The following is a 13,846-nucleotide window of genomic DNA, read 5'->3' as shown; positions in this document are numbered from 1 at the left end:
TTGGCAAAAAGTGTTAAACGTGCGTATGTTTGTAATGATTGTGGGGCTGATTATCCACGTTGGCAAGGGCAATGTAGTGCTTGTCATGCTTGGAACACCATAACCGAAGTTAGGCTTGCAAGCTCATCATCACGTAATGAACGATTAACAGGCTATGCCGGCAGTGTCGCTGGGCAAGCAAAAATCCAAAAATTATCTGAAATTAGTTTAGAAGCACTACCGAGATTTTCAACCGGATTTTCTGAATTCGATCGGGTGCTCGGTGGCGGTGTAGTGCCGGGGAGTGCGATATTGATCGGCGGTAATCCCGGCGCCGGTAAAAGTACCTTATTACTGCAAACGATGAGTAAACTCTCAGCGCACATGAACACCCTTTATGTGACCGGGGAAGAGTCTTTACAACAAGTCGCTATGCGCGCCCACCGATTAGGTTTACCGACCGATAATATCAACATGCTGTCTGAAACCAGTATCGAGCAGATCTGTTTACTGGCCGATCAATCTCTACCAAAACTTATGGTGATTGATTCGATACAAGTGATGCATCTGTCTGATATTCAATCCTCGCCCGGTAGTGTTGCGCAAGTGCGGGAAACCGCCGCTTATTTAACTCGCTTTGCCAAAACCAAAGGTATTGCCATTATTATGGTCGGTCATGTGACTAAAGACGGTTCGCTTGCGGGGCCTAAAGTACTGGAACACTGCATTGACTGCTCAATATTATTAGACGGTGATGCCGATTCAAGGTTTAGAACGCTGCGCAGCCATAAAAACCGTTTTGGTGCAGTGAATGAACTTGGCGTTTTTGCCATGACTGAACAAGGTTTGAAAGAGGTAAGTAACCCGTCAGCAATATTTTTAAGTCGGGGTGATGAAATGCTACCCGGTAGCTCCGTTATGGTGTTATGGGAAGGTACCCGTCCATTGCTGGTAGAGATTCAAGCGCTGGTTGATCACTCCATGTATGGCAACCCAAGGCGAGTGACCGTGGGCTTAGATCAAAATCGCTTAGCACTGTTGTTGGCGGTATTGCATCGACATGGTGGATTACAAATGGCCGATCAAGATATTTTTGTCAATGTGGTCGGAGGCGTAAAAGTGACAGAAACCAGCGCCGATTTAGCTTTAATCGCGGCTTTAGTTTCAAGTTTTCGCAATCGTCCGTTACCGCAAGATGTGGTCATTTTTGGCGAAATTGGTTTAGGTGGTGAAATCAGACCGGTTCCTAGTGGGCAAGAGCGAATTGCCGAAGCAGCTAAGCATGGCTTTAAAAAGGCGATCGTACCTATAGCCAATATGCCCAAAAAGAGACCAGAAAATATGCAAGTTTTTGGTGTGAAAAAAGTATCTGAAGCGTTAGATATCTTAAATGATTTGTCATGATTTTAGCTACTTGCTAACTACTCTGCCGACATCTTTGCTGGCAGAGTAGTGATATCATTAAAGGATATAATTAACAGGACTAATAACAGATCTCATAACATGGCTGGTAAGCACTTCCGCCCGGTAATTTCATCCGATCTTGTTTAACAAAACTGCGTAACAGATTATCCAACTGTTTCATCAGCTCACGATCTCCTTGCAACTTGTATGGGCCATGTTCAGCAATTTGCTTCATGCCAAACTCTTTGACATTGCCGGCAACAATACCGGAAAAAGCACGGCGTAAGTCGGCGGCTAATAGCTCAACCGGTTGATCTTTATGTAAATTCAGCGCAGCCATATTTTCATGAATTGGCGTAAACGGATGCTGGAGTGATTCATCGATTTTCAGCAGCCAGTTAAATCCATAAGCATCGCCGGTTTTTAAGCGAGAAGATTTAACCTGTTTGACCCCTTCTTTCATAATCCGAGCGACCTTTTCCGGTGAATCAATCACAATTTGATAAAGTTGAGTCGCTTGCTCACCAAGGGTATTACGGATAAAGTCATCGATTGCCGTAAAATAATCTTCGCACTCTTTTGGACCGGTTAAAATAAGCGGTAAAGTTTGATTTTTATTGGCCGGATTTAACAAAATACCCAAAATATAAAGCAGCTCTTCAGCGGTGCCCGGACCGCCTGGAAAAATCACAATACCGTGCGCGATACGGACAAACGCTTCAAGCCGTTTTTCAATATCGGGCATAATAATAAGTTCATTTACCAGTGCATTAGGTGGCTCAGCGGCAATGATTGAAGGCTCTGTCATACCAATAAATCGGCTTTCTTTATAACGTTGCTGAGCATGACCAACAGCGGCGCCTTTCATTGGGGCTTCCATAATGCCGGGTCCACAGCCAGTGCAGATATTAAGCTCACGTAGCCCTAACTGCATGCCGACTTGACGGGCATAATAGTATTCGTTTTCATTAATCGAATGCCCACCCCAACAAACAATAAGGTTAGGCTCTTCGCCAACATGTAGCGCATTGGCGTTACGCAAAATCGAAAACACAAGGTTGGTGATGTAATAGGAGAGGTCTTTTTCAAGTTTCACATTAGAAACTAACTGTTTTACCGCACTAATTTGGCTGTTTAAGAAAAGAATATCACGCAACACCGCAAAAAGATTTGCCTGTATTGAGCGAATAATTTTCTTATCGACAAAAGCGCTTTCCGGGGCATCAATAAGCTCTAATTTGACCCCACGCTCTTTACTAATAACATTGACTTCAAACGATTTAAATCTATCTAAAAGTTCTTTAGTACTATCGGTTTTACTGCCAGCATTAAGTGTCGCTAACGCACAATTTCTAAATAGCTGATAGAGTTCACTATTGGCTGATTTTTTTAAAATATCAACCTCAGCTTGTGCCAGCAAATCCATTGATCCAAAAGGGCTTACTTGGGTGATCATCACAACCTCCATTTGACGGTTTTATCGACAAGGAAATCATTATATACCGAAATAGAATGAATACTAAGCAAAGCTGCAAATAACCTAAAAATATAGGGTAATAGAGTGAATGAAAAAAATTTTCTAGTTATGAAATAAATAAATCTCCTATAATAAACAAAAAACGTAAAAAATTGTCATATTATTCAAACTACAAGGTATTAATCAAAGTTAGCGAGTTATCAATGAAAAAAGATTTTTATTTACTTAAAGGGACTGTCAGTAAGTTGAAGAAAGGAGAAAAGGACGATCAAACTCTGCTATTAATCTCATCGATTCTGGCTTTTTTTAGTTATTTATTCAAATCTCGCCCGTTGTTAAAAGGAAAATACTTCACCTGTTATGTGGGTAATCATGCGGTCGAAGGGCGAGTTAGCCGCATTGCTTTTGAAGAGGGTGACTATGTTGAAATGCTGGTCAAACCGCCACAAGACTACGATACTTATCAATGCTATGCCATTCGAATTCCAGCGCAACACATGTTGATTTTTCCCCGTTATATTGGCATGTCAACATGTGAATTTTTGAAAATAAACTTTATTTTAACTACCATTATGGTTGTGATTTGTTGTCTTGTATTTTTAATTATAAGCCTTTGCAATGATGCGTCATTGAGTTACCTGCTTAATGTAATTAAATATAGTTTTTGGGGGTGGATATTTAGCATTATTTTCATCTTCTTTGCGGCAGGTGGCGGGTACTCGTTTTTTGGTAATCAAGTTTTAGCTTCTTGGGGTTATCCAAAACCTTGGCGACATAGCGTTGCTGGCGAAACCATACGATTTAAAAAATTATATCGTGCAGGTGCCAGTGACATATTTAATGATCCGCAGACACCCGAATTTAAACCGTTAGCGCAATTTAAAGGCGAATGTGATTATTATTGTAAAACGCCAACATTACCTAACGGGCTACCAATTATTGACTAGATAGCATCAACGAATAACAAAGAAGGAATTTTATGAAATCTTGCACCACAACCTCGATTGCACATTATCAAATTATCACTGGTTATATCACGGATTTAGCTGTCTATTCATCACGAGAGACTTTTATTCAAGCCCGCCAATTAGCTGGGTGTGCGGATATTAATTTAAACTCAATCGGTTATCTCGCTGTGGTGTATAAAATCAATCAAATGATTGCTGCACAGGATTCAGCCGGCAAGGGCGATACGCCAAATATTGAACAATATTACCGATTTAAATTAGGTGATAAGCTAATTGAAGGGATTTGTAGTCGTGTTGCTTTTGCTGACGGTGATTATGTTGAGGTAGTGGTTGACCCAATTGACGGTGGTAGCTATTTTGCCTATGCGCTACGTCGACCTGCTGATCATATAATATGGATGCATCCTTATGTTATAGAGGGTACAGAAGCGAGCGTTGAAAATCCTAAAACTCGCACATCACTGATTGTAAAGGTCTTGGAGCTGATCGGCATTTCAAGTTGTATTTGGGGCTTGATACAGCTCTATTTGCAAATCTCATTGGTACCGACATCGTATCTCTTTATTTTGGGGGTAATATTGTTGCTCCCTTTAAATATATTTTGTGGCAAAAAAAAACAAGTCAACACAGGTTCACCGATCGCAGACAGGATTTATACCACTTTAGGCTATCATAATCCTAAGCAGTTTAATATTGAAAAAGAGCAAGCCTTATTCTTAAAGAAATTAGAGCAGTTAAGTGCAGATTATATAGCAAATTATCAAGGCCCATTAACCGAGGGTGAGGAAATAATAAAAGAATTTCTTGATCAATATAAAGATCAACAATCGCCTAGCGATACTGAAAGTGACAAATTAATTAAGCAATACATAAAAATTGAACAAAATGGTATGCAGTGGGTCTATCTTTATCGTTGTGCGCCGACTATACCCAATTACATCACCGTTATTCATACTGAAAGTAATAATGATGAAATTGAATCCTCTAATCAATCATCGAATAGTGATAACAATTAATTGTCCGTAGTCAATAAATAGTGTCTATGCTAGACTTAAACAAACTCTGAAGCTTTTTCACCTAAGTGAGTTTGGATTTCATATGGTGGACTAGCCGCGGTATAGCGCAGAAATGGCTATGCTTCCCGATTTGGATAAGGTGTTTGTGATATGCAATTAATGGATAATTTTCAGCGTCGATTTCAATATCTACGCTTGTCGATTACCGAGCAGTGTAATTTTCAGTGTCAATACTGTTTGCCTGACGGTTATCGCCCCAACAAAGAACATCAGTTTTTATCGCTTAATGAGATCGGTAATGTTGTCTCAACATTTACCGAACTTGGCGTGCATAAAATTCGCTTAACCGGTGGCGAGCCGACCTTACGTCGTGATTTTATTGATATTCTATCGCTGATAGCCACATATCCGAGTGTGACTGAACTGGCAATAACCACCAATGGATCGCGTTTATTAAAAAATGTTGCGCATTGGCAGCAAGCCGGTCTGAACGCTATTAATCTGAGTATTGATAGTTTTTCGCCACACGTGTTTAAGCTCATCACCGGGCAAGATAAATTAACTTCATTAATTTTAGGTGTTGAAAAAGCGTTAGAAGTCGGCATTAAAAAAGTTAAAATCAATACTGTATTGATGAAAAATCTTAACGATAACCTGTCTGATTACCTGATTTGGCTTAAAGATAGACCAGTTGAATTACGCTTTATTGAACTAATGGAAACTGCTGAAAGTCAGCCTTTTTTTCAACGTTATCACTTTTCCGGTCAAATGATTGAGCGGCAATTAATTGAGCAAGGTTGGCAATTACAACCCAAAGCGCCGTTATCCGGCCCGGCTAAGGTTTATGCGCATAGCGACTATCAAGGCAAGATCGGGCTGATTATGCCGTATTCAAAAGATTTTTGTAAAAGTTGTAACCGTTTGCGAGTCTCATCATTGGGTCAGTTGCATTACTGCCTATTTGGGCAAGCGGCGGTTGATTTGCGTGACTTATTGGTTAGTCCGGCGCAAAAAGCCCAACTTAAAGCTCGAATCCTCGCTTCATTAATGATAAAACCGGAAAAACATTTACTGCAAGAGCATCAGATCGGTATGTTACCAAATCTATCCTATATTGGCGGGTGATAGGCGATTTTGTTGTGGCACATCGGTTAACTGCCAGTGTTCAATCGCCCATTGCAGCAGTTCGGTTTGGCTGGCATCTCGCCAATCCGGCAAGATAGGCTGCCCTAAAAATTGTAGAGCTTGAACGGTTAACGCTGTTAAATTGTTTAAATCAATCGGTTTAGCGTGATTTTGCTTGGAAAGTTTATTTCCGTGATTATCCAACACGAGCGGTAAATGGCAGTAAGTTGGCACCGGATAGCCAAACAACTGATAAAGCGAAATTTGTTGAGCGGTAACCGGCAATAGATCCGCACCTCGCACAATTTCGCTAATGCCTTGATAATGATCATCTAACACGACAACCAAATTATAGGCAAATAGCCCGTCTTTTCGATGAATAATAAAATCTTCCTTTGCCTTAGCTGGCTCAACTGTTTGTAAACCTTGAATTTTATCTTCAAACTGAAAAATCGGATGATGTTGTGCTAAACGAATCGCTAAAGGTTGCCCCTGACCAATGGTTAAATATCGCTGGCGACAATAATTATCATAAATACCATTTTCAAGTTGGTGAATGCGCGCACGGGTGCAGTTGCAATAATAAGCTTGCTGCTTAGCTAACAGTGAATGCAGTATATCTAAATAGCGCTCGCTACAAGCTGATTGATACAATACATTGTCATCCCAATGTAAGCCAACGGCTTCAAGTGTTTTTAATATAAGGGATGATGCCCCTTTCGCCTCACGGGGCGGGTCGATATCTTCAATCCGAACTAACCATTTACCTTGGCAAGATTTGGCTTGAAGATAGCTACCCAGAGCCGTCACCAATGAACCAAAATGAAGTGGCCCTGAAGGCGACGGGGCAAAACGACCAATATAGCGTTTAGGCATATCGGATTAATGAAGATAATTTATTGATTAAATGGGAATTATATACCCATTTGTTTTTCGCGGAGTTCTGCAAGCGTTTTACAGTCGATACATAAATCCGCTGTTGGTCTTGCTTCTAAACGACGAATACCGATTTCAATACCACAAGAGTCACAATAACCAAAATCATCGGATTCGATTTTCTTTAATGTTTTTTCAATCTTTTTGATAAGTTTTCGTTCTCTATCACGAGCACGTAATTCTAAACTGAACTCTTCTTCTTGTGTTGCCCGGTCAGCTGGATCTGGAAAATTAGCAGCCTCATCTTGCATGTGAGACACAGTTTTCCCCATTTCACCTTGAAGTTGTGAAAGCCATGCTTCTAAGATAAGTTTGAAATGTTTCAATTGCTTAGGATTCATATACTCCTCATCTTTTGCCTCTTTATAAGGCTCTAGCCCAGCAATTGAAAGTAGGCTAAGAGAAGATGTATTTAATTTTTGTTCCTTTTTCACAGCAATCCCCTTAAGTACAGATTATTTGCAAGCGCTAAACTATAGCAATAAATTAGCCTTTGGCAAATTTTTTTTAATATTTTTTTGCTGAAAAATAAATCAAAAACGACAACTATCTGTTATTAATAAAGATAATTACTTATTCCACTTTTTTATTCCATTTTCACAACATTTGGAAACTAAATCAGACAAGTTATCGTTATCAGGTAGAATAAGATCGGGTGCGATATCAAACAGCGGGTAAAGCACAAATTCTCGGTTTTTCATATGATAATGTGGAATAGTTAATCTTTCACTGTCGATGATTAAATCATCATAAAGTAAAATATCGAGATCTAACGTTCTTGCGCCCCAACGGTTATCTTTACGAACTCGCCCTTGCGATTTTTCAATTGCTTGCAGTTGATCGAGTAAGTCAATGGGTGATAGCGTGGTGGTCAGTTTGATAACTGCATTAAGATAATCATTTTGATCTTGCGGCCCTAAAGGTTTACTGCGATAAAAAGGCGACACCGCAGACACGCTGGAATTAGGTAACTGTTTTAACGCCGCAATAGCACGATTAGCTTGAGCAAAAGGATCATCAAGGTTGCTACCTAAAGCAATATAACAAATTGACATAATAACCGGTGACTTTATCAGATTATGATTAACGAAGGTCGAGCATTTTAACATAGAAAATAGTGATCAAACATATTTATCTAAACCGATTAAGTGATATGATTCATTAAACCTAGCCAAATAGCGTTTATTAAAAATATCAGCAGCCATTAACCCATGACGAGAACAGTCCATGAATTTAGCTCAACAATTAGCGCAGATTATCGAACAGACACCAGTAATCCGTGATCGCATTGTTATCCGTCGAGCCATTGCCGGCGTTACTGACTATTTTGCCAGTAGCTTACAAGCGCATAATGATGCAGATGCGCAAAAATTGCTGGCGTGGTTAACCGATGAAGGCGGGCATCAACGAGCATGGCTGGTTGGTCGTAAGCAGTTAGCGACCGCTCGTCAAGCGGCGCTGTTTAATGGTTTTCAAGCGCACTGTCTGGATTATGATGATGTCCATGCCGATGTACGAGGTCACCCTTCAGCCGTCATTTTATCTGCACTGTTTGCCAGTGTACGGTTAGATAAACCACCAACAAATATTGACGGCCGGCGCTTTTTAACCGCCTATGTGATCGGGATTGAAGTTATGGCATTGTTGGGAAAAAGTGTCAATCCCTACCATTATGAAAAAGGTTGGCATGCGACGGCCACTTTAGGCGGCATTGCCGCAACAGTCGCCATTTGCTACTTATATCAAGAACCTTTTTTAACCGAAGCTTTTGCTTTAGCGGCGACTCAAGCCGCCGGCATGCGCCTGTTAATGGGGACACCGATTAAGTTTTTACATGCTGGGCTGGCCGCTCAACAAGCATTGCAAACCGTTGAATGGTTAAGAGCGGGTTTGACTGCCGATCAAAATTTTTTAGATGAAAACCTCGGCTTTTTAGCTATTTATGGGCAGAATAATGACCAGTTGACCTTACAACAATGGGCAAAACCGTGGAAAATCGTTGAGCCCGGGCTATGGTTTAAAACCTACTCTTATTGTTCAGCGGCTGCTTACATTGCCGATGCCGGACAATTACTTTATCAGCAACAATTTAAGCCGGATAACATTGCCAACATTACCCTCTGTTTTGCGCCACCGAAAAGCGATGCGGCGTTAATTTACCAATCCCCGACAACCGGTGAGCAGGGGCGGTTTTCCGCAGAATATATTTTAGCCTTGACGCTGCTGGGTTATCCACTTGATTTTGAACGTTTTTCCCCTGAGCCGATTGCTGACAATATTGTGTCGTTAATGCAAAAAATGCAACGCCATTATCAAACGGCCAATACCTGTCATAAGCCCTCAAATCGCTATGTGGTTGTTGAAATCGAATTTTTGTGCGGTAATAAGCTTTCACAGCGGATTGATTTTCCTAAAGGATCACCACAAAATCCTTATACCAATGAGCAGATGCGCTTAAAACTACTGCAAGCAGTCGGGGATGAGCAAAAAACCGATAATTTATTGGACGATATTGAACAACTGGCAAACGGATTAAGTTTAGATCAATTTTTACAGCGCCATTGGTTGACGCTGTAATCAAGCTCGGTTTTTACCTCAGTTGGCGGTTAATTAACTGCGGTTAAACAGTTAACTAAATTTGAAAATCGATATCATCCGTTAATTGCCGTAAAAAGCGTTGGGTTAAGGCATTTTGGGGATTGTCGATAATTGATTTTGCTAAGCCTTCCTCAACAATAATGCCGTTAGCCATAAAGATAATCCGATCGGCCACATATTTAGCAAACTCCATTTCGTGCGTCACAATAATCATTGTGATATTTTCTTTAGCAAGTTGCAGCATCACTTGTAACACCTCGTGCACCCGCTCCGGATCGAGTGCGGAGGTTGGCTCATCAAATAACAACACTTTCGGTCTGACAGCCAGTGCTCTGGCGATAGCAATGCGTTGTTGTTGCCCGCCGGATAACGTGATCGGATATTGATTGGCATAATCAACCATGCCCACCCTTTCAAGTAACCACAGTCCTCGTTGCAACGCCTGTTTCTTATCCATTTTTTGGCCAACAATTAACGGATAAGTAATGTTTTCTAACGCCGTTTTATTTTTGAACAAGTTATAGTGTTGAAACACCATTGCCGACTGTTTACGCAATTCGGTCTCTTGCCTGTGATTATAGTGCTGACAATCAAGCGTCACCTCGCCAATTTGGATAATGCCGCTGTCGGGTTTTTCTAATAAATTTAAGCAACGCAATAAGGTGGATTTTCCCGAACCTGACGGACCAATAATTGCCACCACTTCACCTTGTTTTACATTTAGGTTAATTTCTTTTAATACTGGATTATTGGCAAACCTTTTTGATAGCTCTGATACCTTAATCATAATCCGCCTCCTTTAACGATGATATGGCTTAGTCAGTTTTCGTTCTAACTGCTTTTGTAGCCACGAATAAGCGACCACAGTAAGCCAATAGACAATACCCACCGCTAAATAGGTTTCAAAATAGAGAAAAGAGTTGGCCGTTAACATCTTCCCTGCGGCAAGTAACTCTTGCACACCGACAAAAAAAGCTACTGATGAATCTTTAAGTAACGAGATAAACATATTACCGGTATTGGGCAGGGCGTTAACCATTGCTTGTGGCAATATTATGCCTCGATAAACTTGAAAGATAGTTAAACCCGATGTCAATCCCGCCTCTTTCTGACCGATATCGACCGATGCCAAACCCGCCCGAAAGATTTCGGCTAAATAGGCTGCATATTTTAGGCTAAAGCAGATAATGGCCGCCGTGGTTGCGCCCATTTGCTTTAATACCGGAAAGATTTGCGGTAATCCGTAATAGATAATGAAAAGTAACACGACCGACGGTATACCACGAAATAGCGAAATAAACAGCGAAAAAATTGCATCAACAATTATTATCTTGTTATTACGCAACAGGGCGATAGCCAATCCTAAAACAATGGCAAATGATATTGAGACTATCGCAATAAAAAGCGTGACCGGCAAATACGGTAATATCTGTCCAAACACGCCAAAAAAATAGTCTATATTAAAATTCATGAGGTAATATCTTCGCCAAAATATTTAATCGATAGATTTTTCAAGGTGCCATTAGCACGTAACTTTTCTAAAGCTTGATTAAATTTTTCACGCAGTGCCTGACCTTTCTCATCTTTACTAAATGGGAACGCCACTTGTTCGATAGTGATTGGATCACCGACTAATTTAAACGGTAAATTTTTGCGTTTGATTTCGGCCAGTAAAATCGGTTTAGAATTCACATAACCATCAACACGCTGATATTCCGTGTCATACATCGCTCCGTCCCTTGTTTCGTAAGTTTTAATGGTGATCTCATTATTCGGGAAGGCTTTTTTCAGATTGTTAATGTGATTTGACCCTAAAACACCGGCAATAGTTTTGCCGTTAAAGTCGGGCAGAGTGTTAATGGTTTGGTTATCTTTATGTGTCACAATTTGGCTACCATAAAAGCTGTAAGCATTGGAAAAATCATACTTAGCTTGACGGGCTGGCGTAATGGCAACGGCATTGGCAATGGTATCTAATCGCCCCGAATCAAACTGCCCCATTAAGCCACCAAATTCAGCAATCACCCATTCAACTTGATAACCTAACTCGTTGGCAATGGCTTGTGTTACTTCCACATCAAAACCGACTAATTTATCATCCTGCTTATAACCATTAGGATAACTTTGACCGGTTGAACCGACTTTAATAACGGTCTTTTCGGGGGCTTGAGTTTTCGATTGGTTATCGCATGCCGTTAATAAGGTTAAGCTAGCGATTAACGCTGCCGAACATAGGGTTTTTATGGTTTGCATACTTTGGTACTCCTGTTTTGCCATTCGCTGTAGCTTTGATGATTAAATATTTTTTCAAAATAGATAGTGGTGTGATCAGCGGTTAAATCGGCTTGACCAATTTCATGGTAGCCTTTTTTAATATAAATCTGTGCTAACCATGGGTGATTTGCCGCTGTGCCGAGGGTGACGGCGGGTAACTTTAGCTGGTTAATTAAAATCTGCTTTTCAACAAATTCCCATAACGCATTGCCAAAACCTTGTCCTTTATAGTGCTGACAAGTTGCAAACCAACCTAAATGCGGTAACCCATAAGGCCCGGGATTATTGCCCCACGGAAAACGGATGCTTAACGTTGAAACTAATTGCCCCTGTTTTTCATAAACATAAACAGCATTTGAATCAATATGCCGGGCGATTTGTTCTGGCGTGACCGTTGCAGCAGCGAAATGGATCCCTAATTGCGTGGTAGCTTGATAGGCATCATGTAACAGCCGTTGATAAGCAGGAATATCGGCGTGGGTGATCAGGCGAACGCTCATGCTAATACTCCACTTTGTTCAGCATAATCGATAACCTGATCGACTTTTTCCGGTGCCAAACCAAGATAGTTAATTGGGTCGAGCCAGCTATCAAGTTCGGCTTCGCTAAATTCTTGATTTAAATTTGGATCGGCCAGTAACACGGTTTTAAACGGTTGATTTTGCTCAAACGCTCGCATCGCACATTGATAAACCAAATGATGTGCAGTCTGCTTGCCTAGCCGTTTACCTATTTCAAACATCACTTTTTCTGACAGCAGTAAGCCATTTTGTAGAGATAAATTGGCTAACATACGATCGGCATTGACTTTCAAACCTTTAAGCACCGCTAACGCTGTTTGTAATTGTGCTGAAATATAGAGGTTAATTTCCGGCAGGGCGATCCACTCCGCTCGCCAGCTCATGGCGTCACGTTCATGTTCAACTTTCATCGATTCATGGATCAATGCCACACTTTTTAATAAAGGCGCAGTTAAACTGGCAAGGCCTTCTAAAGCTGCGGGATTGCGTTTATGAGGCATGGTGGTTGAACCGATTTTACCGTCAGAAAACGGCTCTTCCACTTCATTAATTTCAGTGCGCATTAAGTTATAAAACTCATTGCCAATTTTACCTAAACTGCCGCTGATAAGTGCCATGACTGAGGCATATTCGGAAAAGCGATCACGTGCTGCTTGCCAGCCAATATTGGGGGTATTAAGTCCTAGTCGAGATAAAGCACGTTCTTCAACTTGCGATCCCAGTTTACCGATTGAGGCATAAGTACAAATTGCACCACTGATATTCCCCACCAGCACCCGTTGTTTGATTTCGTTTAACCGCTGTAAATGACGGACAAACTCATCAAGCCAGACTGCCAGCTTAAAACCAAAGGTCGTCGGTAACGCTTGCATACCATGGGTGCGCCCAACCATTGGTAGATATTGATACTGTTTGGCTAAACGTTTCAACTCAAGAGCGACCAGCTTGGTATCACGTTCAATAATGGAAAAAGATTGTTTTAACTGCAACACCGTTGCGGTATCAACAATATCTTGAGTGGTTGCGCCATAATGGATAAACTGACCGGCTTGACCTACTTGCTGTTGAAGGGCGTTAATGGTAGACATTAACGAGTGCTTAGCTTTAGCTGCTTGTTCGGCAATTTCTTCAAGGGATAATTGAGCGGCATTGGCTTTACTCACAATGGTTTTTGCTACATCGGCAGGAATAACACCTAATTCACCTTGCGCTTGTGCTAACGCAACTTCCACCTCAACTTGCTTTTCTAAGCGATTTTGTTCCGACCAAACCGCTCGCATTTCACTGGTACCAAAGTTATTACCTAAAACTAAAAAATCTAAAATATGTGAAGCCACCCAACAATCCTCAATAATTCTTGTTATCCTTTTGCACAATTATTAATAATTATCGAGGTATCGTCTAATAACCAGTTTGCCTATGGATATAACTAAATGGAATATTCTAAACATTAACGAAGGGATCTTTTTAAAAAGCCAACTAATCCCTGGCGGAAAGCTTAAAAAAGTTAGTGTTTGTCAAAAAGTTTCAGAAAATATAGGTGTTTAA

The 13,846-nt window shown here is 40.8% G+C and carries 14 protein-coding genes and 1 riboswitch; of the genes, 5 read left to right on the top strand and 9 right to left on the bottom strand.

The features are described from left to right. A complete protein-coding gene (gene radA / locus J3U37_RS10405; RefSeq protein WP_267374759.1) occupies nucleotides 1-1,383 on the top strand; it encodes a DNA repair protein RadA in 1,383 nt (460 codons plus the stop codon). Between the two features lie 79 nt (nucleotides 1,384-1,462). On the opposite strand, the gene ppnN is transcribed toward radA, so the two are convergent. Continuing rightward, nucleotides 1,463-2,839 carry a nucleotide 5'-monophosphate nucleosidase PpnN gene (gene ppnN, locus J3U37_RS10400; protein WP_220218273.1) on the bottom strand — a complete coding sequence of 459 codons (1,377 nt, stop codon included), beginning with the start codon at nucleotides 2,837-2,839 and terminating at the stop codon, nucleotides 1,463-1,465. A gap of 224 nt (nucleotides 2,840-3,063) precedes the next feature. Between ppnN and J3U37_RS10395 the strand changes: the two genes are divergently transcribed. The 3 genes from J3U37_RS10395 (at nucleotide 3,064) to moaA (ending at nucleotide 5,969) form a co-directional block, all read left to right on the top strand. After that, on the top strand, nucleotides 3,064-3,807 hold the full coding sequence (locus tag J3U37_RS10395) for a hypothetical protein (RefSeq protein ID WP_267374757.1): 744 nt from the start codon (nucleotides 3,064-3,066) through the stop codon (nucleotides 3,805-3,807). Nucleotides 3,808-3,839: 32 nt separating this feature from the next. Next, nucleotides 3,840-4,844: a hypothetical protein gene (locus tag J3U37_RS10390; RefSeq protein ID WP_267374754.1), complete on the top strand. Its 1,005-nt coding sequence runs from the start codon at nucleotides 3,840-3,842 to the stop codon at nucleotides 4,842-4,844. Nucleotides 4,845-4,876: 32 nt separating this feature from the next. Further along, nucleotides 4,877-5,002: riboswitch (molybdenum cofactor riboswitch) on the top strand. Then, nucleotides 4,995-5,969 carry a GTP 3',8-cyclase MoaA gene (moaA, locus tag J3U37_RS10385; protein ID WP_267329165.1) on the top strand — a complete coding sequence of 325 codons (975 nt, stop codon included), beginning with the start codon at nucleotides 4,995-4,997 and terminating at the stop codon, nucleotides 5,967-5,969. It overlaps the preceding riboswitch by 8 nt. Here moaA and gluQRS read toward each other — a convergent pair. The 3 genes from gluQRS to folK form a co-directional block, all read right to left on the bottom strand. Next, nucleotides 5,949-6,845 (bottom strand): tRNA glutamyl-Q(34) synthetase GluQRS, encoded by an 897-nt coding sequence (gene gluQRS / locus J3U37_RS10380; protein ID WP_267374751.1) that lies wholly within the window; start codon nucleotides 6,843-6,845, stop codon nucleotides 5,949-5,951. The two genes, moaA and gluQRS, sit on opposite strands and share 21 nt — an antisense overlap. Before the next feature lie 38 nt (nucleotides 6,846-6,883). Beyond that, on the bottom strand, nucleotides 6,884-7,339 hold the full coding sequence (dksA, locus tag J3U37_RS10375; protein WP_220218268.1) for an RNA polymerase-binding protein DksA: 456 nt from the start codon (nucleotides 7,337-7,339) through the stop codon (nucleotides 6,884-6,886). Between the two features lie 135 nt (nucleotides 7,340-7,474). Continuing rightward, nucleotides 7,475-7,960: a 2-amino-4-hydroxy-6-hydroxymethyldihydropteridine diphosphokinase gene (gene folK, locus J3U37_RS10370; RefSeq protein ID WP_267374749.1), complete on the bottom strand. Its 486-nt coding sequence runs from the start codon at nucleotides 7,958-7,960 to the stop codon at nucleotides 7,475-7,477. Nucleotides 7,961-8,132: 172 nt separating this feature from the next. Between folK and J3U37_RS10365 the strand changes: the two genes are divergently transcribed. Then, nucleotides 8,133-9,482 (top strand): MmgE/PrpD family protein, encoded by a 1,350-nt coding sequence (locus J3U37_RS10365; RefSeq protein ID WP_267374747.1) that lies wholly within the window; start codon nucleotides 8,133-8,135, stop codon nucleotides 9,480-9,482. Nucleotides 9,483-9,537: 55 nt separating this feature from the next. Here J3U37_RS10365 and J3U37_RS10360 read toward each other — a convergent pair whose 3' ends face one another. Genes J3U37_RS10360 through purB form a run of 5 tightly spaced genes read right to left on the bottom strand, consistent with a single transcriptional unit; the run spans nucleotide 9,538 to nucleotide 13,635 of the window. After that, nucleotides 9,538-10,290: an amino acid ABC transporter ATP-binding protein gene (locus tag J3U37_RS10360; RefSeq protein ID WP_220218265.1), complete on the bottom strand. Its 753-nt coding sequence runs from the start codon at nucleotides 10,288-10,290 to the stop codon at nucleotides 9,538-9,540. A gap of 12 nt (nucleotides 10,291-10,302) precedes the next feature. Further along, the gene (locus J3U37_RS10355) at nucleotides 10,303-10,974 is read right to left on the bottom strand and encodes an amino acid ABC transporter permease (RefSeq protein WP_220218264.1); all 672 of its coding nucleotides are present in this window, start codon (nucleotides 10,972-10,974) and stop codon (nucleotides 10,303-10,305) included. Next, nucleotides 10,971-11,756 (bottom strand): amino acid ABC transporter substrate-binding protein, encoded by a 786-nt coding sequence (locus J3U37_RS10350; protein WP_220218263.1) that lies wholly within the window; start codon nucleotides 11,754-11,756, stop codon nucleotides 10,971-10,973. The genes J3U37_RS10355 and J3U37_RS10350 overlap by 4 nt, the downstream gene beginning before the upstream one ends. Beyond that, nucleotides 11,744-12,277, bottom strand: coding sequence for a GNAT family N-acetyltransferase (locus J3U37_RS10345; protein WP_267329159.1), 534 nt, complete (start codon nucleotides 12,275-12,277; stop codon nucleotides 11,744-11,746). The genes J3U37_RS10350 and J3U37_RS10345 overlap by 13 nt, the downstream gene beginning before the upstream one ends. Then, entirely contained in the window at nucleotides 12,274-13,635 is a 1,362-nt protein-coding gene (gene purB, locus J3U37_RS10340; RefSeq protein WP_220218261.1) for an adenylosuccinate lyase, read from the bottom strand. The genes J3U37_RS10345 and purB overlap by 4 nt, the downstream gene beginning before the upstream one ends. Nucleotides 13,636-13,846 lie beyond the last annotated feature (211 nt).

The sequence above is a fragment of the Gilliamella sp. B3172 genome, from assembly GCF_026536465.1.
Lineage (GTDB): Bacteria > Pseudomonadota > Gammaproteobacteria > Enterobacterales > Orbaceae > Gilliamella.
The sequence above is the reverse complement of the archived record's forward strand: the minus strand, read 5'-3'. Positions and strand labels throughout refer to the sequence as shown.